We start from the raw sequence: 21,968 nt of genomic DNA, 5'->3' as shown, positions 1-21,968 counted from the left end.
GAAATGCCGGAGGCAACAGATGATCGGAGGAGAACACATGAAGACAAGACGATTGGGAAAAACAGGGCTCATGGTGAGTGAGATCGGATTTGGCGGGGAATGGCTGGAACGGCATACGGAAACTGAGGGCATTGAGCTGATCCGGTATGCGTCAGAGAAAGGGATCAATATGCTGGACTGCTGGATGGCGGATCCGAAATCGAGAAATATCATCGGCGAGGGAATTAAAGAGAACCGGGATCAGTGGTTTATTCAGGGACACATCGGGTCTACCTGGAAGGACGGACAGTATTTCCGCACTCGGGAGATGAAATATGTGCGTCCGGCCTTTGAGGACCTTTTAAAGAGACTACAGACCGACTATATCGATCTCGGAATGATCCACTATGTGGATTCTGAGGAAGAGTGGGAGAAGATCCAGCACTCTGATTATCTGGATTATGTGATGGAGCTGAAAGAAAAAGGCGTGATCCGGCACATCGGCATGAGCTCCCACAATCCGAAGGTAGCTATGAAGGCGGTTGAGTCCGGATATATAGAGATGATCCTTTTCAGTATCAACCCGGCGTTTGATATGCTGCCGGCGAGTGAGGATATCGATACGATGTTTGCGGAGGAGTTTGACGCGGGACTTAAGGGGATCGATCTGGACCGGGCGATGCTCTATAAGGCCTGTGAGGAGAACGATGTGGGGATCACGGTCATGAAGGGATTCGCGGGCGGAAGACTTTTCGATGCGAAGAGATCTCCGTTTGGTGTCTGTCTTACCCCGGTCCAGTGTATTCACTATGCGCTGACGAGACCGGCTGTCTGCTCCATCATGTGTGGATATGACACAAAGGAGCAGGTAGATGCGGCAGTGGGATATGAGACTGCCTCAGAGACGGAGAAAGACTATGCGTCTGTGATCGCGAATGCGCCGTTCCATTCCTACCGGGGCGAATGTACATACTGCGGACATTGCAAGCCGTGTGCCGCAAATCTGGATATTGCTATGATCAACAAGTTTTATGATCTGGCAACCATGCAGCCGAAGATCCCGGCGACAGTGCAGTCTCACTATGAGCTTCTGGAACATAAGGCGTCGGAGTGCATCGGATGTCATTTGTGCGAAGCACGGTGCCCGTTTGGAGTTCCGATCGCGGAGAGGATGGAGAAGACTGCGAAGTTATTTGGATGCTGATATTACGGAGATCGAAAATCCAGTCAGCGAATTATCAACAAAGGAGAAATAGGATCATGTCACTTGAAAAAGCAAAAGCAGATCTGGAACAGAAGGGATTTCTGGATCATGTGATCGAGCTGAAAGAATCAACGGCCACAGTGGCAGAGGCTGCGGAGGCACTGGATGTGAAGCCGGGAATGATTGCGAAGACCATGTCCTTTTTACAGGGTGAAAAAGCCGTCCTGATCCTGACGGAAGGGACGGCAAAAGTCGATAACCACAAATATAAAGATACATTTCATGTAAGGGCGAAGATGATCCCGTTTGATCAGGTAGAAGCGCGGATCGGCCATGCGCCGGGTGGCGTGTGCCCCTTTGGGATCAACGAGGGGATCGAGGTCTATCTGGATGACAGCCTGAAGCAGTTCACAACGGTGTACCCGGCTGCGGGAAATGACCACAGTGCGGTAAAACTTACGATCCCGGAGCTCGAGCGGGCTGCAGGAGCAAAAGGATGGGTGGATGTTACATCGAGATCCACCCAAACGCGTTCGCCACAGAACTGATCAGTATGATAGTCGCAAAGATCGGGCAGAGATACTGGATCATAAACTGGAAGATCACTTTTCTGCGGAACGGATGACCGCCGTTTGTGACCTCCTGTTCGATCTTTGCAACTCCGATGACTCTCGATACGAGAAGGCAGGTCGCGATCGCCGCGATCGGCATCATAACAGAGTTTGTCAGGAAATCGAAGAAGTCAAGAAACTGCATTCCGATCACGGTCACACCGGCCAGTGGACCATAGCCGAGACAGGAGAGCGTTCCGAGCAGGAGCATAATGACAGCCATAAATACCGTCGCCTTTTTCCGGCTCCAGTGCAGCTCATCCTCAAAAGTGGAGACGGCACTCTCGGTCAGGGCGATGGAACTTGTGACAGCCGCGAACAGGACCAGGACAAAAAACAGGATGCCGACTGCGGCTCCGAGTCCCATGCTTGCGAACACCTTCGGGATCGTGATGAACATCAGCGCAGGACCGGCCTGCAGGGTATCCGGGTCACCGCCGGAGAAGGCGAAGACGGCCGGGATGATCATGAGACCGGCCATGATCGCGATCGCGGTATCGAAGATCTCAACATTCTGGGTGGAATCTTCGATCGAAGTATCTTTTTTCATGTAGGAACCGAAGGTGATAAGGATTCCCATGGCGATGGACAGGGAGTAGAACATCTGTCCCATAGCGGATACCACCGTCATCCATGAGAAGTTCTCAAGGTTTGGTACCAGCAGATATTTCACACCACTCATAGCCCCCGGTCTCGATACGGAATAGCCCGCGATGAGCAGGGAAAGGACCACGAGGATCGGCATCATAAACTTCGATACACGCTCGATCCCGTTGCGTACACCTGCGTAAATGATAACAACTGTAAACAGGGTGAAGAGAATAAAGCAGATCTCCGTGGAACGACCGTTGGAAATAAACGCGGAGAAATATTCGTCTGTGGCAAGGGCCTGTCCATGTCCAAGAAGGTATTCAGCCAGATATTTGATGACCCAGCCGCCGATCACAGAATAGTACGGGACGATCAGGATCGGGATCACAGCATTGATCCAGCCGCCGAAGGACAGCCATTTTGATTTTCCAAAGGATTCATAGGCACCCACCGGACTCTTTTTTGTCATGCGGCCGAGAGCAGTTTCCGCCACGATCATCGTGTAGCCAAAGGTCAGTGCCAGAATGATATAGACGAGTAGAAAGATTCCCCCGCCATACTTTGCTGCGAGATAGGGGAAACGCCAGATGTTTCCAAGTCCTACGGACGCGCCCGCCGCCGACAGGACGAAACCGAGCTTTCCGGAGAACGAACTTCGTTTACGATTCATAATTAATTTCTCCTCATGTTTTTATCACAAATACATTTGTGCGTGTAAGGGATAGTCTATCATAGAATATGAAAAAAGGCAATTTGAACTGTCGGGGAGACTAAAATTGGAATAGAACCGATGGAAGGTATAATCAGAACGCAGAAGAATGTATAAAAAAAGGAACAACCGGAGAATCTTATAATTTGATGGCGAAATTATCGGTTTTGCGTTATAATACACTTATTCCTACCAGATAAATACAGTTTATATTTGGATACAGACGCAGGAATGGTGTCGATGTACATGGGCTTTTATCCGACAGGGTCTGAGCCCATTGATAGATACAGAGAGGTGAAATTGTGTTAAAAGCGGAAAATTTGATTCTCCATGTGGAGGATAACGGGGCGAAAAAATGTCTTCTGGATCATATTTCTTTCCAGGTGGACGATGGGGAGATGCTGGTGATCACGGGACCAAACGGCGGTGGAAAGTCCACACTGGCGAAGGTCCTGATCGGAATCGAGAAGGCGGAGAGCGGAAAGATCTTTTTAGACGGGGAAGATATCACGGATTACGATATCAACCACCGGGCTAACGCCGGGATCGGCTATGCATTCCAGCAGCCGCCGAGATTTAAGGGAATGACGGTGCAGAGACTTCTTGCGCTGGCAGCAGGAAGAGAAATGTCAGATCAGGAGTGCTGCAGGCTTCTGTCCGATGTGGGACTCTGTGCGGAGGAATATTTAGGCCGTCAGATCGACGGAACGCTTTCCGGAGGCGAGATGAAGCGGATCGAGATCGCGACGGTTCTTGCGAAGGAACATACCTTATGTATTTTTGATGAGCCGGAAGCCGGGATCGATCTCTGGAGTTTTTCCATGCTGATCCGGAAATTCGAGGAGATCCACAAAGAGAAAAAACAGAGTCTGATCGTCATCTCCCATCAGGAGAAGATCATCAGCATGGCAGACCGGATCATGGTGATCGATGACGGGAAGATCAAGGCGGAAGGACGGAAGGAAGATGTCCTGCCGTGTTTAGAAGGTCTTGATAAATGTCATGCATGTGCAGGAAATGCGGGGGTGAGAGCGTAATGGTAGAGCTGGATCATGTAGTAGAAGAGGTACTGAAGGTCATCAATGACAACGGATTTTCCCAGAAGGGCGCTTTCAACCTGCGCCAGAACGGAACGTCCATCTGCCACGGTGACAGTGAGCATATTAAGATCAAGAAGAAGACGGACAAGCCGGGCATCGATATCTATATTGATGGCGATACAAAGGGCGAGAAAGTTTACATCCCGGTGGTCGTCAGCGTTTCCGGCATGACAGACCTTGTATACAATGATTTCTATATCGCAGACGGCGCGGACGTTACGATCGTTGCGGGCTGCGGGATCCACAACAGCGGATGCAATGAGAGCAGACATGACGGGATCCATACCTTTCATGTTGGAAAGAATGCGAACGTCTGTTATCAGGAAAAGCATTATGGAGATGGAAATGGAACCGGCGGCCGTGTGCTGAATCCGGTGACGAATATCTATGTCGGAGAAAATTCCGTATTTACTCTGGATACGGCACAGATCAAGGGCGTTGACTCCACAGTCCGCGAGACGCTTGTGGAGATGGATAAAAACTCCAGATTGTATGTGACGGAGCGCCTCATGACCGAGGGAGACCAGACGGCGGAGTCCAACATCGAGGTACGTTTAAACGGTGAGGACAGCTCAGCCCAGATCATCTCAAGATCTGTCGGAAAAGGCAATTCCGTCCAGACCTTCCACCCGAAGGCGGTCGGAAACAACAAATGTCAGGCCCATATCCAGTGTGACTCCATCATTATGGACCACGCCGAGATCGGATCCATTCCGGAGATCCGTGCGCGCGACTTAAACGCGGCGATCATCCATGAGGCGGCGATCGGAAGGATCAACGATGAGCAGCTCTTAAAGCTTCGGACGCTGGGACTTACCGAGGAAGAGGCGGAGAGCGTTATTATTGAGAACTTCCTGAACTAAAATCAGAATTTTGTATAATATTAAGAAAAGCAGGTCTGCAGGTAACATGACATGTTGCCGCTGCAGATCTGCTTTTTTGATGTCATACACTTGAAAAAGCTGCCGCTGCCTGACGGCTTTTTCAAGTGTTAGAAGTACGTCCGTCTCTTCGGCGTATTCCAGCTTCCCACCACGCGCTTCACGTTGGAGATCGTTACGAAGGCGTTGGGGTCCTTTGCCTGGACGTAGTCCATAAACTGACCATATTCCTTTTTGGTGAGGATCGCAAGGATCTCTTCCTTCTGCGTGTCGCTGTAGCCGCCGGTTGCGGTGTAGACGGTGATTCCGCGCTGGAGTGTTTCGATGACGTAGCGCTTGAAATCATCGTTGTGCTCGGAGATCACGCAGACGCGGATCTTTCCGGTGAACTCGTCGATAAAGTAGTCCAGGACGAGGCCGCTGAAGTAGGTGGACAGGGCGCCGATGATCACGGTCTGGAGGTCGTAGGCGAAATAGGAGCTTGCGACGGTCACCATTCCGGCGATAATGATGGACTTTCCGAGATCCATGTGGAGGTACTTGTTCATGATCTTCGCGATAATGTCGAGACCGCCGGACGCGGCGTTGGCGTTAAAGAGGACTGCCTGTCCGTAGCAGATCACGACGATCATTCCCACCACGTCCAGGGCGATATTTCCTGTGGGAGAACCCGGATTTGGGAACAGGATCTCGAACACAAAGAGAAGCGCCGGCAGCAGGACGGAGATAAAGATGATCTTTGTCCCGAAGGTCTTATCCACGAAGAGGAATGCCAGGATGATGCAGATGATGTTTAAGAGCAGCGTCATGGCGGACAGGGACAGCGGGACAAAGTTTACGAGAACCACGGCGAGTCCTGAGATACTTCCGCTGATGATATGGTTCGGGTTCATGAAGAAATAGACTCCCACGGCGATGATGAAGGTGCCGAAGAAGATCGTGGAGAAATATTTTAGTTTTTCAAACATGGTGAGATTCCCTTTTTCGTATTAGTATTTGCGTGTCAATCATATGTGAAAAATGTACAGTTGTCAAACGTGCACGTTACAGTGTGAGCGCTTGTATGCGGCAAAGTGAAAAACAGATATTGATAAAATATGAAGGATGACCGGGTATGGAAAACGCGTTGGAGAAGGAAGAGGATGACGAATCCAATCGTGTGAGATATAATGGATCTGGAAGAATTTGCCGGTGTTTGGAGAAGGAAAAGATGAGGTTGGTAATATTATGAATCAGGAGTGTAGAATTATGTTTAGAGAGATTCGAAAAAAGAGAAATAAGATCGAGGATAGCGCGGCGGAGGAACTTCTGCAAAACAGCAGGAGAGGTGTTCTTGCGGTGAATGGGGATGATGGATATCCGTATGCGATCCCGCTCAATTATTTTTATGACAGGGAGAACCGGAAAATCTATTTTCATGGTGCGCGCGCGGGGCATAAGGTCGATGCACTGCGGGTATGTGATAAGGTATGTTTTACGGTTTATGGAAATGAGACGATCAGGGAGGAAGACTGGGCACCGTTTATGCAGAGTACGGTTGTGTTCGGGAGATGTCATTTGATGGAAAATGGCAGTGAGAAAGCAATGGAAATGTTAAAACGGTTTGCGATGAAATATTATCCGAATGAACAGCTGGCTGATGAGGAGATCGCGCAGGCGGGAAGGGCTGTGCAGATGTTTGAAATCGAGATCGAGCATTTGAGCGGCAAGGAGGTGCAGGAGAAGTAGAATGAGATTGAGGAATATTTTGATCGTTGTCAAGGATATTGAGAGATCGAAAAAGTTTTATCATGATCTGTTTGGACTTGATATAGTACTTGATAATGACGGAAATATAATCCTGACGGAAGGGCTTGTGCTGCAGGAGGAGAAGATATGGAAGGATTTTTTAGGGAAAACTATTATTCCGGAAAGCAATTCGTGTGAGCTTTATTTTGAGGAACAGAACATAGAGAGATTTGTTGAAAAATTGGAGCGGTTATATCCCAATATCCAGTATGTGAACCGCCTTATGACACATAGTTGGGGACAGAAGGTGGTCCGGTTTTATGATTTGGATGGCAATTTGATCGAAGTTGGGACGCCGATGTGATTTTGTGCGTCAAAGTACAGAACGTATGTGTAGAATAAATAGCTGAGGCAGAGTCCCGCCAGCACGGAGGTTGCGATGCCGCTGCCAATGATGCCCGCCTCATGGGGACGCTTTTCACCGATTTTCTGCCCCACAAGGACCGTGATGCCCATGGCGATTTTCGTGATCACCGTCATGACGCTCTGAATGATCTGGCTGCCTTCCGTGAAATCATTTGTCTTTTTCATAGTATTTTCCACCTAAAATTTCCAGTTATATAAAAAAGCCGGATAAAATACCGAACGATCCTTCGGCATCTTATCCAGCTTTGTAAATGCGTTTACAAGCCCTCCGATGAGCTGCAAGACAGTATAGCAGGGAAATACAGAATTGTCAACTCAGCGACTTTTTTGATCTTTTAAGTTGAAAGATATTGCTGATGTTCACATGATACTATATTTATTTCTGCATAGTCTCGATCATGCATTCGTGTTTCTTCGTTGTTTTGTTATAATTAATTCCAACAAGTAATATACTACCATGATAATCTTTCAATGCATTTCCATACTGTTTTTCTCTGATCTGGTCTAAAGCTCCAGATGCGCTTTTATCCCATTTAAGTTCGATCACTACCGCAGGTTTATCTAAATGCAGTTTTCTCGGAATCAGACATATATCAGCAAAACCCTTACCTGTAGGCAGTTCACGGATTATCGTATAATATTCGCGTGCAAAGTAAAATGCAAGATTTATGGTACAGCTCAGAGAATTTTCATCGTTGTACTGAAGAATCGAAATTTCATCGTGAGCCTTGTCAACTCCTGCCGCAACTGCGTCGGCGTCCATGGCCCACAATGATTCTAAAAGTTTACGGGACGATTCTACGGAGTCGATCACGCCATGCCAGTTCATGGTGCTGATTGCATTCACATATTCCTGTGAGACTTCTTTATTAGGAATGGCAACGGTTCCATCTACGCTGTTGTATGTCAGGTAGCCGAGATGGATCAGTAATGTCAAGACGTCATCTTTAGTGGCAAATGTGGTCATATCATTGCTGAAAGTTCCTATATTGATTTGTACTGCTTCACCTGCAAGCATTCTGACAACAGAGTCCTGCAGTCCGTCCATATCCATCTGAATGTAAATTTTTAAGGCTTCATATGTTTCCGTCTGATTCCAATAAGTTCCCAACTTGTGTCGCAGCATGGCTTCCACAACCGATTTAGGACTGTAAATAGAGTAATGTTCATCACCATTCTGGCGATGTGCGATCAGATGATATCCATCATACCATGTTTTCGCTTCCTCGAAATTCATATCGTATGTATCGCAGAGTCTGGATACTTCCTGTTCAGTGAAGCCGAAATACCCGGCCAGATCGCCTGGATCGGTCATGGAATATTCTGTAAACATATTTAATGCGGAATGGGAGCCATATTTTTTAATGGGTAATATGCCGGTCATGTAGGCCAATGCCACATAATCCTTATCCTTCAGCCATGCGCGCAGAAAATCTAAATATTTTTTCTGAGCCTCTTTATTCTGCTTGTACTCCCGGAACAGGCAGTCCCACTCATCGATCAGGATCACAAAAGGACATTTGGTATAACGGAATACGTCTTTCATGACCTGAATCAGATTCTTTTCATCACGAAACTGTATTTCGTGAAATGTCTCCTTAAAATCCAAAATCAGATAATTTTTAAGCATCTCCAGCATTTCTTCCATTGTTTCAGACATACTTAAAAATTCCTGCATATTGATTTTGATCACATCATATTGGTTCAGATTTTCCCTGTACGATCTGTCTTTACTGATAGCAAGATTTTGAAATAATTCCGTTGTATCCTCGCTCCGGTCATAATATGCGGCGAGCATATTAGCGGCCATTGATTTTCCGAATCTTCTTGGACGGCTTACACAGATATATTTCTGCTCGGTACAAAGCGCTTCATTGGTTCTGGCGATCAGTTCGCTTTTGTCGATATAAATTTTAGAGCGGAGACTACCGCGGAATGAAAGATTCCCCGGATTCAGATAACTTCCCATGCAAATTCCTCCCATCAGAAAAAGCGTCTTTGATTGTTTTTATTATACTTGATTCCAGCGGGAAGTACAAGGAGTGTTCATTTCCTACGGATGTAAAAATGGCGGCATCGCTCACCATTGAAGCGATACCGCCATTTTTATATCCATTTCTATATATGGACGCGGAGATTATTTGGTCTCTTTTTCCTCAGCAGCAGCTGCAACAGGTGCAGTTGTAACTTCAGTTTCCGGAACAACGTTGTGAACCGGGATGACGGAGAGCACAACAGCCTCCGGATCAGTCTTTAAGTCGATGTCTTTGTTCTTTGCGATGTCAAGATCCTTGACATGTACGATGTCACCAACCTTGAGGCCTGCAGCATCCAGTGTTGTCTTCTCGACAAGTGCGGACGGGAATGCTCTGTAAGCAACTTCGCTTAAGTCTTCCTGAAGAACGCCGCCGACAACAGCTTCACGGTTCAGGATTACGATCTCAGCAGTAGAAGTAACCTTTTCATCGCTTACAAGTGCCTGAAAATCAATCTCATCGATCTTTCTTGTCATTGCATTGTAGTCAATTTCCTTGATCAGGACATCATATACCTGCCCCTCAATGTCGAGATTGATCTGGCCGCCTTTATGTTCGGTCTTTAAAAGACGTTCTGCGTCTACAGAGTTCATCTTTACCGGAATGGAGCCTTCGATGGCATGTCCGAAAACATTACCTGTAACAAATCCTTCACGTCTTAATCTCTTTGCCTTTACATCCATGCTTCTTTTTTCAGCTTTTAAAGTAGTCATTTATCTTTTCCTCCAAAAATCTGATTCCCGGCAAACGAACCAGTATTCGTTCTGCCGGATTCGCTTAGCAGCCCTCAGCTTTAGTGTATAAAGGGGTTTTGTTAAGTTTGTGACTAATAACTGTTCAATAGGTCTGCGCATTTACTGCGCTGACCGTAACATAATTTTGGCCAGCAGGCAAAAATCCCATTGCCGCAGGCAATTCGGAATGGATTTTTGCGTAACTGTGAAGGTACTGAACAGTTACCGCTTCTTTCTTGTTACAGCGTAAGTATAGCAGTGTTTTGAGAAACAGATTAACCAAAAATAAAAAAAATCAAGGCCTAAATTTTAAAAAGTGCACAAAAACAGAGCGGAGAAAGTCTGTGGATGTTCAAAACGGGGAAAGTGTGATAAGATATAAGAGATCATCACAAAGAATAATTCGATGAAATAACCGGTGTTATGCAGGAAAGAGATGTGCGGTCATGGAAATGAAACATGACAGCCTGAGAACACGAGGATTCATATAATATGCTGCATGAGATCCGGCGGATCTCTGCGGCAGTCAATGAGGTGTACATTATGAATACAGACAATCGACCGATCGGTGTTTTGGATTCCGGACTCGGCGGGATCAGTGTTTTGAGAGAATTAGTGAAACTGATGCCGGGGGAGGCTTTCTTATATTACGGGGATTCCGCGAATGCCCCTTATGGCACACGTACCCCGGAGGAGGTCATTGACCTCACAAAAAAGGATGTGGATTTTTTACTGGAACGCGGGGCGAAAGCCATAGTTGTGGCCTGCAACACGGCAACCAGTGTGGCGATCCGGGAATTGAGAGAGGAGTATGAGAAGAAGGATATTCCGGTGATTGGAATCGAACCGGCGCTGAAGCCGGCGGTGCTTGCGAAAGAGCACTCAAAGGTTGTCGTTATGGCGACTCCGATGACTCTCTCCCAGACAAAATTTAATTCCATGCTGCATGTCTACGAGGATGAGGCGAATATCATCAAGATGCCGTGCCCGGGACTTGTGGAGTATATCGAGGGCGGAATGTTAGAGGGACCTGTTCTGGACGAGTATCTGGAAAAACAGTTCGAGCCTTACGAGAAATCAGAGATCGACGCGGTGGTACTCGGTTGCACACATTACCCGTTAGTAAAAGATGAGATCCAGAAACATCTGCCCGGCGTGGCGATCTATGACGGTGGATTCGGAACCGCGAAGCAGACGAGAAAGCGCCTGACTGAGTGTGGACTGTTATCAGGGAAAGAGTCCGGAGGTGAGGTGAAGATCTTTAACAGTAAGAATACGGAGGATGTTCTGGAGCTTTCGAGAAGACTGTTGAATTTATAGATACATGTAATATCAAAAATATCTGGAGAGAAAGGTATGAAAAAATTATTGTACATTGACGCCTGCGTGAACCGCGATATTTCAAGAACGGAGAGACTTGCGCAGGCTTTATTAAAGGAAATGAACAAGAACGAGGAATATGAGGTCGAGACCCTGTGCCTGGAGGATGAAGATCTGAAGCTTTTTACCGGAAAAGAGAGTGCAGGACGGGAACAGCTCACGAGGGCCGGAATTTATGAGGGACCGCTGTTTGACTATGCAAAGCAGTTTGCGTCCGCAGACCGGATCCTTGTGGCGGCCCCGTACTGGGATTTTACTTTCCCGGCGAGAATGAAATGTTATCTGGAGCAGATCTGTGTGACAGGGCTGACCTTTACCTTTTCTTCCAAGGGAATCCCGGGTGGGCTGTGCCATGCCGACAGTCTCCATTATGTGACCACCAGCGGTGGCTCCATCGGGGATCTGAATCTCGGATATGAGTATGTCGAGAAACTCTGCAAGGTATATTACGGAATTAATAAGACTGTGTGCTATACCGCAGAGGGGCTTGACATCGAGGGCAATTCCGTGGAAGAGATCATGAAGGCGGCAGAGGAGGAGGCAGTCCGGACATACCGGAACCTTGCGTGATTTCCTCAGGTTCATCTCCTTTTTTACAATAAGATATATCGCGATCGACTTAAGCGGCGGAAAGAAAAAGCTTCCGATCCGCAGCATTACCGTTGCCCCGAAGAATCATATCGACCTCGCGCGGGAGGGCATGAAGGAGTATCTTCACAGCCATGGATATGAGGTGGATGTGGAGCTTTCTAGGATCAAGTTAAGGTATTAGTACGAAAAATCATATTAAGGCATCAATCGAAACAGGACAGATCATCTGCGTGGATGCGGGTGGCTGTCCTGTTTTTTGCGGCTCTATGAAAATGGTTGACGGTAGACGCGATGGAAGTCAGTGTAGATAGAAAAACAAAAATAAATATGTCTGGTGGAAAAATAAGTTATATATTTGGAAGAATAAAGAAGAAAAGAAATTTCCGATAAAAATGAACTTTCCCCCAATTGCCTGTCTCTATAAGACAGATGCATCAAAAAAGAGAGGAGGCAGGACATGGATGAAGAGAATATCGTGAGACGCATGATCAACGGGGACATGGATGCCTTCGGGGAGCTGATGGAGAAGTATGAGAGGCCGGCGCTCAGGGCGGCCTGGCTGATCTCCGGGAACGCGGCGGACAGCGAGGACATTGTCCAGGAGACATTCACCGCCTGCTATTTAAACAGAAAGAAGCTCCGGGATCCGGCAGCCTTTAAGACATGGTTTTACAGGATACTCACAAGGTCCGCGTGGAAGATCAGCAGAAAGTCGCGGAAAGAACAGCCGGAGGAGGAACCTGCATCCGGGCAGGCGGACACCGGAAGGTCCGTCCTGGAAAACTGCATTATGAAGGAAGAGGAGCGGATCCTCTACGAGGCGGTGGAAAAGCTGCCGCCGAAGCAGAAGACCGTGTTGATCCTGTACTATTACAATGATATGCCGATCCGCGAGATCGCAAGGGTCTGCGGAGTGTTTGAGGGAACGGTGAAATCCAGGCTGTTCCACGCGAAGGAACAGTTGAAGCAAATCCTCACACAGGAGGAAGGAGGAAAAACATGGACGATCCTATCTTAGAAAAGAGACTGAAAAACATGTTTGAGAGCCGTGCAGGCGAACTTCCGGACGAATCGGTGCGGAAGGCGCGGATCCGGAGAAATGTATATGAGAAGATAGAAAGAGAGGGAAATTATATGAAGAAAGGTTTTATGAAAAAAGCGGTAGCAGCAGTTGCAGCGATCTGTGTATTTGGAAGCATGACGGCGTTCGCGATTGGAAAGATCGCGGGAATCACATCCCGCACCGATATAAGAGATGAAGTCCACACCTATGAACAGGCGCTGGAGCTTCAGAAGGAGAATGGACCGATGGTAGATTTCCCGGAGAAATTCTCCAACGGGTACGCGTTTAAGGCTGCTGTGCCGGTAAACTATGAGACGGAAGATAAAGATGGAAATAAACTGGGAAACGGAACACAGCTTTCCGTCACATACGGAAAAGACGGCATGGAGGATGTCACGTTTTCCGCGGAAGTCGGCATGGATGGAGAACTCACCCCGGCAGAGGTGAGGACATGCGAGGATGGTACAGAACTCTGTTTCTACAAGCTGACCAACAAGTTCGTTCCGGCAGATTATGAGCTCACCGAGGAGGACAAAAAGGCCCAGGAAGACGGCAATTTTAACCTGGCTTACGGCAGCGATAAGGTCGAAGTTATGACTTCCTACACGGTAGAGTGGAACATGGACGGACAGGGCTACAGCCTCTTCAAGTTTGGTGAGGATCTCGGCGCTGAGGAGATGTTTGGAATGGCGGAAGAGATTATTGCGGGACAGAGTAAGTAGAAGATAAAACAACTGGCAGTTCATAAGATAGATGATGAAAGCCTGAAATAAAAGATTTGATTAAGGAAAACGATCTGTTTGTGGTATTGATGGTTTGCACAGACAGATCGTTTTCCTTTTTTGATGCCATGCATCCAGAGAAAACTGTCGGTGGCAGGTTCTGGAGGTCATGTGTAAATAGAAACTTTAAAAGTAGAGTATTTATTTTTCGTCAGTGATTAACTCATGTGAAATACCGTTTCCGGCGTTTAAAGCAGCAATGACACGGCGTAAGTGATCTAAGTTGCTTTTTGAATAAAAAGGATCGGAGAAAAATTCCTTCTTGATCTTCTCCACTGGCATCTCCTTTCCAGTCCAGAGACGGAAGGCCTCGGCACCCTGGTAGAGGAGCATATAGGATCCGTTGAAGAACGGGTTGCCCTGATTTTTAGCCATGGTGAGGAGCTTTGTCTCACGCGGATTGTAGATGATATCGGAGACGATGAGGTCTTTCGGAAAAGTCAGATTTTCCGGGACCGGGCAGGTATCCTCGTGGGGAGCCATGCCGACGGAGGTCCCGTTTGTGAGGATAGCGCTGTCCGCAAGTTCTTTCTTTAAGAGATTCGCGTCGGAGAAGTCACAGATCCTGATCCTGCAGTCAGTGATCTCAGTGAGCTCCTCGACGGTATGTACCAGGCGGTCGTAGAAGCGGCTGGTGGGTCTCACGAAGACGGAGATCTCTTTTAAGCCGTCGAGGGCAGCCTGTACCAGAATTGCGGTGGCAGCGCCTCCTGCGCCCAGAAGTGTCATTTTTTTGCCGATGATATCGTAACCGGCATCTTTTACGGACTGCATGTAACCGATGCCGTCGGTGTTATGGCCGACGAGACGTCCATCTTCGTTTACGACCGTGTTGACAGCACCGATGATCCGGGCAGCGGTGGAGAGTTCGTCGCAGAGGGAGACCATGAGATTTTTATCCGGCATGGTCAGGTTGAAGCCGCGGGCACCGAGAACCTTTAAACCGGCAACTGCGGTGGGAAGTGTCTCCTCATTGACATCAAATGCGAGGTAGCGGTAGTCGAGCCCAAGAGCCTCAAAGGATGCGTTGTGCATCATCGGGGAGACGCTGTGGGCACAGGGGCTGCCGAGCAGACAGATAAGACCGGTGTGTCCGGTGATCGGTGAAGCTGCGGATGTGGTGTTTTCCATTTTATGTGTACCTCCGGGGAGTGATTTTTCTCGCTTTATTATAACAGTGCAGGAAAGAAAATGCAAAAGAAAATTTATGATTTTAAAGTGTGAAAATGTAAAAAGCAGAAAAATTTAAAAAAGAGGGCTAAAAGCGGAATAGATCAGGAATGTGAAGGTTCTTTGATTGCAGAGTATGTTAAAATCTGGTATACTTGCACTAAATGACGCATGAAAGTGGAAAAGTGTTTTGGGTGTGGGAGAAAACAGTTAGAGATTTTGAGAGACTATTAGTACGAAAAGGAGAATTTAGATTATGGCGGGATTGAAGGAACATATTTTTCTGATCGGATTTATGGGCTGCGGGAAGAGTACGAACGCGGAGTGCCTGGCGGAGATGACCGGGGCGAGGCAGGTGGAGATGGATCAGATGATCGTGGAGAATGAGGAAATGGCGATCGCGGATATTTTTGAGGAGAAGGGGGAAGCGTATTTCAGGGAGCTGGAGACGGAGCTGATCAAAAGCTTTGCGGGAGTGGAGCCGGCGGTGATCTCCTGTGGGGGAGGTGCTGTTTTGAAGGAGGAGAATGTGCGGCTTATGAAGGAGTCTGGGAAGATCGTGCTTCTCACGGCAGAGCCGGGGACGATCTACGAGCGTGTGAAGGACAGTACGGAGAGACCGGTACTGAATGGGAATATGAATGTTGGGTATATTGAAGAGCTGATGGAGAAGCGCAGGCCGAAGTATGAGGCGGCGGCTGATGTGAAGGTTGCTACGGATGGGAAGACGGCAGAAGAAATCTGCGGGGAGATCCTTGAGGTTTGTGGGAAATAGATTGGCTAGAGGTACGCGCCGGTGAGTCTTCGGGCGCGAACGCAGGGGTTCGGGAGCGGTTCCTCTAAGCTTGCAGAAGAATGCTAAGGGCGGAGAACAGTCGGCACAACTCGCTGACGCTCAGACTAGTGCCGCCTGTCCTCCAACGCATTCTCCTGCGAGCCAAGAGGAAGCCAGGCTCCCTGCACAAAGCGTCCGTGCCCGAAGACTCACCGGCGCTGTGCGTTGGCGGTTTGGAAGATTGCGTATCAGCGCGGTGTGTTGACAGGAGCGAGGAGAAGTTATGTGCTTGAGTCTGAAGGTTTAAAATCGCGCTCTATTTCGAAAATTTCGAAAATTCGCTGGATTGCGTGTTGGTGGTTCAAGGGAGAGAGATTGAGGGCAGGTCGGAAAATGTAGAGAATGGCTGGAAATAGGACGGAAAAAGTGTGAGAAATGTCTGAAATGGGGTCAGAAAAAGGCACTGACGTGCCAAAGATGCGCACTCGCGCGAAGATGTAGACTGTCGCAAGCGACCGCGCGAGGCGCGAGAATGTGCCAAGGCACATTCTTTTATGGCATTTCAGGATTTTTTCCCAGTCGTACTGCCTCTAAATACTTCTGTGTCTCCGCGTCTGCATGCGCGAACAGATAATTTTTTGCATTGCCGGTGTGCTTTCCCTTTTCCTCAGAGATCAGCTTTCCGACACGTTCGATCTCCTCACGGAAATCCCTCGCGGACCAGAGGATACAGCCCTGACTTCGGATAATGAGCTGGATCACGCCGTCGGAGGTAGCGACTGTGGTGCGGTATCGTCTGCCGATGCGGATCGCGACTTTTTCGATGTACTGGTCGGCGGTCTCCGCCTCTTTTGTATACACGACGTTGATGTTGTGGTATTTCTGGACCTTCTCTACACCGCCGGGGACCTTGTAGGCATCGAAGACGACGATGACACATATTTTCCGGAATCCCTGGTAGTTGCTTAGGATGTCCATAAGCTTATAGCGGGCGGCATCGATGCTCACGGCCGCCAGATCGCTCAGTTCCTCCCAGGCAAAGATGATGTTGTAGCCGTCAACGAGAAGATACTCGTCCTCCGGCTCCTCTTTTTCCTTCACCGGCTTCACCGGGTTGGCGTTCTTCGCACGGATCACGGTGCGGGAGTCGTAGTCGGAGGCAAGCTTCCGCTTCGGCTCGCCGTATGTACGGGTGAAGATGGCCTGGAGTTCCTTATCATCATAGAAGGAAAGGGAAGAACCTCCATTTCCGCGGCTGTCGGAGGAAGAACCGGCAGTGCCATTCGCGGAAGCTCCAGAGTCGATACCGTTACCAGAAGCGGCAGAGCCGCTCGAACCAGGTCCAGCTCCAGAGCCAGAATTTTTACTGCCAGAAAAACCAGAGCCAGCAGCGCTGCCGCCAGCCGCTCCACTCGGAACTTTCCCCGCAGCTACATCCGCTGCCATCGCCTGCAGCCGTTCATTCGCTTCCTTAAGCTCCCGTTCCTGCTGTTCCTTCGCAAGCTGCTTTGCCAGCGGACTCTCCACATGCATATACTGCTTCACCTCATCCCACGGCACCACGAAGCCTGCCCCGTGGGAGCAGAAGACAGATCCGGCAGGGTCCTGGAGGTCGGAATCGAAATCGTAGCCGGAGGCCGCGATAACCTCCTCGGCGTTGTGGCACGGTTCGTAGCCGGAAAGACTCAAGGTCAGCCGTCCGCGGCCTTTCGTGTAGGAGATCACGTCGCGCTGGTAATTTCTCATGGTGGAAACCGGGGCGGTTCCCGTAAGAAGAGCCATGGAGCCATCCTGTTCCGGCGAGGAAAATTCACCCTGCATCCGGTCAAGATCCGCCATGGCGCGCCCAAGGTTTTCCGATGGGACTTCCAGACGGAACGCGTAGTAGGGTTCTAAGAGCACACACCCCGCCTCGCAGAGTCCCTGACGGACAGCGCGGTAGGTTGCCTGGCGGAAATCGCCGCCCTCTGTGTGCTTCTGGTGGGCACGCCCGGCAATCAGAGTGATCTTCATATCGGTGATCTCGGAACCGGTGAGGATTCCCCGGAACCGCTTTTCCTCCAGATGTGTCAGGATCAGTCTCTGCCAGTTTTTATCCAGCATATCTTCGCTGCAGCTGGTATCAAAGACGAGTCCGGTTCCCGGCTCACCCGGTTCCATCAAAAGATGGACTTCCGCGTAGTGGCGCAGCGGTTCGAAATGACCGACGCCCTCAACGATCTTAGCGATCGTTTCCTTATATACAATATTTCCTTCGCCAAATTCGATCTCCACGCCGAATCGTTCCTGTACCTGACTTTTCAGGATCTCCATCTGTACATCGCCCATGACCTGTGCCTGGATTTCGCCAAGCGCCTCGTTCCAGACGATATGGAGCTGCGGGTCTTCCTCCTCGAGCATGCGCATGTTTTTGAGCATGGTGTGGGAGTCTGTTCCAAAGGGCAGCAGGATCCGGTAGGTGAGGACCGGCTCTAAAAGCGGAAGAGCACTCTCGGAGGCAGTTCCGAAGACCTGTCCAGGCCTCGTGTCGGAGATTCCGGTGACGGCCACCACCATGCCAGGTTCCGCTTCCTTCAATGCCTCAAACTTTGAGCCGGAGTAGAGCCGGATCTGGTTGATCTTCTCCTCAGAATCAGGGGACAGCGAATCGCGGATCTTCAAACTTCCGCCCGTGACCTTCAGATGCGTCATCCGGACGCCTGCCTCATCGCGGGAGATCTTGAACACCTTCGCGCCGAAGTCCTTCGTGTAGTCCGGACATGACGCAAACTCCCCGAGGGCGGTCAGAAATTCCCGGACGCCGGAAAGTTTTAACGCAGAGCCGAAAAAGCACGGGAAGAGTTTCCGGTCATGGATGACTTTCCGCACATCGTCTGTCTTTAAAGTACCGTCTGCGAGGTAAGCTTCCAGAAGCACTTCATCGCAGGTGGCGATCTCCTCAGCTGCCTCTTCTGGATCTCTGCAGACCGCCGAAAACGGTTCAGCAGAGACTGAAAATGTCAACACATCCTCATTCCCGATCACCCCGCTGAAGTCCACGACTCCATGATCCAGCCGCTCCTTCAGCGATGCCAGCACCGCATCTCGATCCGTCCCTTTCTGATCCATCTTATTCACAAAGATAAACACCGGGATCCGGTATCGTCTTAAAAGTCTCCAGAGCGTCTCCGTATGTCCCTGCACCCCATCAGCCCCGCTGACGATGAGCACCGCGTAGTCCAGCACCTGCAGTGTCCGCTCCATCTCCGCCGAAAAGTCCACATGACCCGGCGTGTCGAGGAGCGTCACGGAAGCATCGCCTAACGGAAAGACCGCCTGTTTCGAAAAGATCGTGATGCCCCGGGCGCGCTCCAGTGCAAACGTATCGAGAAACGCGTCCCGGTTGTCTACGCGCCCCATTTTCTTTAATTTTCCTGTCTCATATAAAATTGCCTCGGACATGGTCGTCTTTCCAGCGTCGACATGCGCGAGGATACCGATAACAAATCGTTTCATATACAATAAGGTCTGCTTTCTGTAATATAGATATAATAAGTGACCTGCCGCCTGAAAGAAAATAAAAGGCGGCAGCGTAAACATAGTATATCAGAAAACAGAATCCCATGCAACGAGGCACCGGCACAGGATTCACCAGGATCAGCATGATTTGCGTAAATGGACAGGTCTGTCGGGCTGGTCACTGCCCCAAAATCATAGAAAACACCCGGAAAACTGCACAGAAATCCCGCAAACAGGCACTTTTCCCAGCAAACCCCTTGATTTTTCAGATGTTCTATGCTATGATTTTGATGATAACATAAGTAACCGGTCAAAAGAGTGGACGAAAAAGTCCACTCTTTCGTTTTGCATAACCGGAATATTCCGGCAGAAAGGCGGTGGAAACCCATGGCAAGAAGAGATGAATATGAATCCAGGGTCGAGAAATTTTTAATTCCGATCATGGAAGAGAATAATTTTGAACTGGTGGACGTGGAGTACGTGAAGGAAGCGGGCACCTGGTATCTGAGAGCTTATATCGACAAAGAGGGCGGCTTTACAGTGGATGACTGTGAGATGGTATCGAGACGCTTAAGCGACTGGCTCGATAAAGAAGACTTTATCGATGACAGCTATATCCTGGAAGTAAGCTCCCCGGGACTCGGCAGACCGTTAAAGAAAGAGAAGGACTTTAAGAGAAGTCTCGGCGAAGCAGTCGATATCAAGCTGTACCGCGCCATCGAGAGACAGAAAGATTTCTCCGGAATTCTCACGGCATATGACGCGGACACCGTAACGATCCGCTATGAGGACGGTTCCGAGAGCACATTTAATAGAAAAGACATTGCCTTAATCCGTCTGGCATTCGATTTTTAATAAGGAGGATAAAAAATGAACAAGGAACTGATGGAATCGATGAATATACTCGAAAAAGAGTACAACATCAGTAAGGACACATTGCTGGAGGCAATTGAGAATTCACTTCTCACAGCCTGCAAGAACCATTTCGGCAAAGCTGACAATGTGAAAGTCATCATTGATCCGGATGGCTGCGACTATTCTGTATATATGGAAAAAGAGGTCGTTGAGACTGTGGAGGACCCGATCACACAGATCAGCCTCGCTGACGCAAGAATGATCGCTCCGAGACATGTCCTTGGTGATATCGTCCAGATCCCCATTGATTCCCATGATTTCGGCAGAATCGCGACGCAGAACGCGAAGAACGTGATCTTACAGAAGATCCGCGAGGAGAGCCGTAAGTCCCAGTTAAGCGAGTGGCAGTGCAAGGAGAAAGAGGTCGTTACGGGTATTGTCCAGCGTTATATCGGCCGCAATGTCAGCGTAGATCTCGGAAAGATCGATGCGATCCTTCCGGAAGCTGAGCAGGTAAAGGGCGAAGTATTCCAGAGAACTGAGCGCATCAAGGTTTATATCCTGGAAGTTAAGGACAGCCCGAAGGGACCGAGAATCTCCGTATCCAGAACGCATCCGGACCTCGTAAGACGTCTGTTTGAGGCTGAGATCGCAGAGGTCCGCGACGGTACCGTTGAGATTCGCGCCATCGCCCGTGAGGCAGGTTCCAGAACAAAGATCGCCGTAAGCTCCACAGACCCGAACGTTGATCCGGTAGGTGCATGTGTCGGCTTAAACGGAGCGAGAGTCAACGCGATCGTAAATGAACTCCGCGGCGAGAAGATCGACATCATCAACTGGGATGATAACCCGGCGTTCCTGATCGAGAACGCGTTAAGCCCGGCAAAGGTGATCTCCGTCGTTGCGGATGAGGACGAGAAAGAGGCACAGGTCATCGTTCCGGACTACCAGTTATCCTTAGCGATCGGTAAAGAAGGACAGAATGCAAGACTTGCCGCAAGACTTACCACCTACAAGATCGATATCAAGAGTGAGACACAGGCGAGAGAGCTTGGCCTCTTCGACGATATGGATTTCGGCGAGGAAGGCTTTGAGGGCGAGTACGAGAAAGATGTAGAGCCGGCAGAGGACGAAGCTCCGGCAGAGGAAACTTCCGAAGCACAGGCTGAGACAGAAGAATAGGAGAGAAGGGAACGACCACAGTGAGTACAGTAAAGAAGGTTCCGCAGAGACAGTGCATTGGCTGCGGTGAAATGAAAAACAAGCGGGAGCTGATCCGTGTCTTAAAAGGTACTGACGACGTGATTTCCATTGACGCGACCGGAAGAAAAAACGGACGCGGCGCATATATCTGCCCATCCATGGCATGCTTTGAAAAGGCAGTGAAGAGCCGGGGACTGGAACGCTCCTTTAAAATGGCAATTCCAAAAGAGGTTTACGAAAGTCTGAAAAAGGAGATGGAACAGATCGATGAACAGAAATAAGGTCCTGGGCCTGTTGGGCCTGGCGGAGAAAGCCGGCAAGGTAAGAAGTGGCGAGTTCTCCACAGAGAAGGCGGTAAAGTCCGGAAAAGCCGGACTGGTGATCGTATCGGAAGAATCTTCGGACAACACAAAGAAAATGTTCCGGAACATGTGTACTTACTATAAGGTCCCGTACTTTGAGTTCGGAAGCAAGGAAGAGCTCGGACACATCCTGGGAAAGCAGATGAGAGCGTCCCTGGCCGTGATCGACGAGAATTTTTCCAATGCGTTGTTGAAGCATTTTACTGCAAAAGCGTAGTCCTGCGGACATGAGGAGCGCATGCCTGCATGCGGCGGGTCATGTACATTGGCGATGGTTTGCAGGGACTATT

23 protein-coding genes are annotated in these 21,968 nt (G+C 49.2%); 16 read left to right on the top strand and 7 right to left on the bottom strand.

What is annotated here, in order from left to right; translation table 11 throughout:
• Positions 1 to 19: 19 nt before the first annotated feature.
• A complete protein-coding gene (locus DW677_RS07300; protein ID WP_347473070.1) occupies positions 20 to 1,183 on the top strand; it encodes an aldo/keto reductase in 1,164 nt (387 codons plus the stop codon).
• A gap of 56 nt (positions 1,184 to 1,239) precedes the next feature.
• The gene (locus DW677_RS07295; protein WP_117566766.1) at positions 1,240 to 1,731 is read left to right on the top strand and encodes a YbaK/EbsC family protein; all 492 of its coding nucleotides are present in this window, start codon (positions 1,240 to 1,242) and stop codon (positions 1,729 to 1,731) included.
• Here the strand turns inward: DW677_RS07295 and DW677_RS07290 are convergent.
• Positions 1,691 to 3,055 (bottom strand): sodium-dependent transporter, encoded by a 1,365-nt coding sequence (locus DW677_RS07290; RefSeq protein ID WP_117566765.1) that lies wholly within the window; start codon positions 3,053 to 3,055, stop codon positions 1,691 to 1,693. The two genes, DW677_RS07295 and DW677_RS07290, sit on opposite strands and share 41 nt — an antisense overlap.
• 341 nt (positions 3,056 to 3,396) lie before the next feature.
• On the opposite strand from DW677_RS07290, the gene DW677_RS07285 reads away from it, so the two are divergent.
• Together DW677_RS07285 and DW677_RS07280 are read left to right on the top strand one after the other, a co-directional pair.
• Complete coding sequence (locus DW677_RS07285; protein ID WP_117566764.1) at positions 3,397 to 4,131, top strand: ATP-binding cassette domain-containing protein; 735 nt, start codon at positions 3,397 to 3,399, stop codon at positions 4,129 to 4,131.
• The gene (locus tag DW677_RS07280) at positions 4,131 to 5,057 is read left to right on the top strand and encodes a SufD family Fe-S cluster assembly protein (protein WP_117566763.1); all 927 of its coding nucleotides are present in this window, start codon (positions 4,131 to 4,133) and stop codon (positions 5,055 to 5,057) included. Before DW677_RS07285 ends, DW677_RS07280 begins: the two co-directional genes overlap by 1 nt.
• Positions 5,058 to 5,185: 128 nt before the next feature.
• On the opposite strand, the gene DW677_RS07275 is transcribed toward DW677_RS07280, so the two are convergent.
• Positions 5,186 to 6,043: a YitT family protein gene (locus tag DW677_RS07275; protein WP_117470747.1), complete on the bottom strand. Its 858-nt coding sequence runs from the start codon at positions 6,041 to 6,043 to the stop codon at positions 5,186 to 5,188.
• 280 nt (positions 6,044 to 6,323) lie between these two features.
• Here DW677_RS07275 and DW677_RS07270 point away from each other — a divergent pair, with 280 nt between their 5' ends.
• Both DW677_RS07270 and DW677_RS07265 read left to right on the top strand, forming a co-directional pair.
• Positions 6,324 to 6,803, top strand: coding sequence for a pyridoxamine 5'-phosphate oxidase family protein (locus DW677_RS07270; protein WP_015553643.1), 480 nt, complete (start codon positions 6,324 to 6,326; stop codon positions 6,801 to 6,803).
• Position 6,804: 1 nt separating this feature from the next.
• Entirely contained in the window at positions 6,805 to 7,167 is a 363-nt protein-coding gene (locus tag DW677_RS07265) for a VOC family protein (protein ID WP_117470748.1), read from the top strand.
• On the opposite strand, the gene DW677_RS07260 is transcribed toward DW677_RS07265, so the two are convergent.
• From DW677_RS07260 to DW677_RS07250, 3 genes are all read right to left on the bottom strand, one after another.
• Complete coding sequence (locus DW677_RS07260; RefSeq protein WP_117566762.1) at positions 7,122 to 7,394, bottom strand: hypothetical protein; 273 nt, start codon at positions 7,392 to 7,394, stop codon at positions 7,122 to 7,124. The genes DW677_RS07265 and DW677_RS07260 overlap by 46 nt on opposite strands.
• 211 nt (positions 7,395 to 7,605) lie before the next feature.
• Positions 7,606 to 9,198 (bottom strand): AAA family ATPase, encoded by a 1,593-nt coding sequence (locus tag DW677_RS07255; protein WP_117513661.1) that lies wholly within the window; start codon positions 9,196 to 9,198, stop codon positions 7,606 to 7,608.
• Positions 9,199 to 9,366: 168 nt separating this feature from the next.
• Positions 9,367 to 9,978, bottom strand: a complete 612-nt coding sequence (locus DW677_RS07250; RefSeq protein ID WP_117566761.1) for a 50S ribosomal protein L25 — start codon at positions 9,976 to 9,978, stop codon at positions 9,367 to 9,369.
• Between the two features lie 564 nt (positions 9,979 to 10,542).
• Between DW677_RS07250 and murI the strand changes: the two genes are divergently transcribed.
• The 5 genes from murI to DW677_RS07225 all read left to right on the top strand — a co-directional run bounded on the left by murI (position 10,543) and on the right by DW677_RS07225 (position 13,755).
• On the top strand, positions 10,543 to 11,319 hold the full coding sequence (gene murI / locus DW677_RS07245; RefSeq protein WP_117484387.1) for a glutamate racemase: 777 nt from the start codon (positions 10,543 to 10,545) through the stop codon (positions 11,317 to 11,319).
• Between the two features lie 36 nt (positions 11,320 to 11,355).
• Entirely contained in the window at positions 11,356 to 11,949 is a 594-nt protein-coding gene (locus tag DW677_RS07240; protein WP_117513657.1) for an NAD(P)H-dependent oxidoreductase, read from the top strand.
• The gene (locus tag DW677_RS07235) at positions 11,942 to 12,151 is read left to right on the top strand and encodes a hypothetical protein (RefSeq protein WP_117513655.1); all 210 of its coding nucleotides are present in this window, start codon (positions 11,942 to 11,944) and stop codon (positions 12,149 to 12,151) included. The genes DW677_RS07240 and DW677_RS07235 overlap by 8 nt, the downstream gene beginning before the upstream one ends.
• A gap of 276 nt (positions 12,152 to 12,427) precedes the next feature.
• A complete protein-coding gene (locus DW677_RS07230; RefSeq protein ID WP_015553637.1) occupies positions 12,428 to 12,988 on the top strand; it encodes an RNA polymerase sigma factor in 561 nt (186 codons plus the stop codon).
• Complete coding sequence (locus DW677_RS07225; RefSeq protein ID WP_015553636.1) at positions 12,970 to 13,755, top strand: hypothetical protein; 786 nt, start codon at positions 12,970 to 12,972, stop codon at positions 13,753 to 13,755. The genes DW677_RS07230 and DW677_RS07225 overlap by 19 nt, the downstream gene beginning before the upstream one ends.
• A gap of 201 nt (positions 13,756 to 13,956) precedes the next feature.
• Here DW677_RS07225 and aroE read toward each other — a convergent pair whose 3' ends face one another.
• Positions 13,957 to 14,946, bottom strand: coding sequence for a shikimate dehydrogenase (gene aroE / locus DW677_RS07220; protein WP_117484383.1), 990 nt, complete (start codon positions 14,944 to 14,946; stop codon positions 13,957 to 13,959).
• Positions 14,947 to 15,241: 295 nt separating this feature from the next.
• On the opposite strand from aroE, the gene DW677_RS07215 reads away from it, so the two are divergent.
• Positions 15,242 to 15,760 carry a shikimate kinase gene (locus DW677_RS07215; RefSeq protein ID WP_117566760.1) on the top strand — a complete coding sequence of 173 codons (519 nt, stop codon included), beginning with the start codon at positions 15,242 to 15,244 and terminating at the stop codon, positions 15,758 to 15,760.
• A gap of 552 nt (positions 15,761 to 16,312) precedes the next feature.
• Here DW677_RS07215 and DW677_RS07210 read toward each other — a convergent pair.
• Positions 16,313 to 19,255 (bottom strand): TetM/TetW/TetO/TetS family tetracycline resistance ribosomal protection protein, encoded by a 2,943-nt coding sequence (locus tag DW677_RS07210; protein WP_117566759.1) that lies wholly within the window; start codon positions 19,253 to 19,255, stop codon positions 16,313 to 16,315.
• 390 nt (positions 19,256 to 19,645) lie between these two features.
• Here DW677_RS07210 and rimP point away from each other — a divergent pair, with 390 nt between their 5' ends.
• The 4 genes from rimP (at position 19,646) to DW677_RS07190 (ending at position 21,895) form a co-directional block, all read left to right on the top strand.
• The gene (gene rimP, locus DW677_RS07205; RefSeq protein WP_021904666.1) at positions 19,646 to 20,113 is read left to right on the top strand and encodes a ribosome maturation factor RimP; all 468 of its coding nucleotides are present in this window, start codon (positions 19,646 to 19,648) and stop codon (positions 20,111 to 20,113) included.
• 15 nt (positions 20,114 to 20,128) lie between these two features.
• Positions 20,129 to 21,295 (top strand): transcription termination factor NusA, encoded by a 1,167-nt coding sequence (gene nusA, locus DW677_RS07200; protein ID WP_021904667.1) that lies wholly within the window; start codon positions 20,129 to 20,131, stop codon positions 21,293 to 21,295.
• Between the two features lie 71 nt (positions 21,296 to 21,366).
• Positions 21,367 to 21,597, top strand: a complete 231-nt coding sequence (locus DW677_RS07195; protein ID WP_117470801.1) for a YlxR family protein — start codon at positions 21,367 to 21,369, stop codon at positions 21,595 to 21,597.
• Positions 21,584 to 21,895 (top strand): ribosomal L7Ae/L30e/S12e/Gadd45 family protein, encoded by a 312-nt coding sequence (locus DW677_RS07190; RefSeq protein ID WP_015553628.1) that lies wholly within the window; start codon positions 21,584 to 21,586, stop codon positions 21,893 to 21,895. Before DW677_RS07195 ends, DW677_RS07190 begins: the two co-directional genes overlap by 14 nt.
• The last annotated feature ends 73 nt before the right edge of the window (positions 21,896 to 21,968 follow it).

The sequence above is a fragment of the Clostridium sp. AM25-23AC genome, assembly GCF_003435125.1.
Lineage (GTDB): Bacteria > Bacillota > Clostridia > Lachnospirales > Lachnospiraceae > Pilosibacter > Pilosibacter fragilis.
Note: the sequence above shows the minus strand (reverse complement) of the source record. Positions and strands in the feature narration are given on the sequence as shown.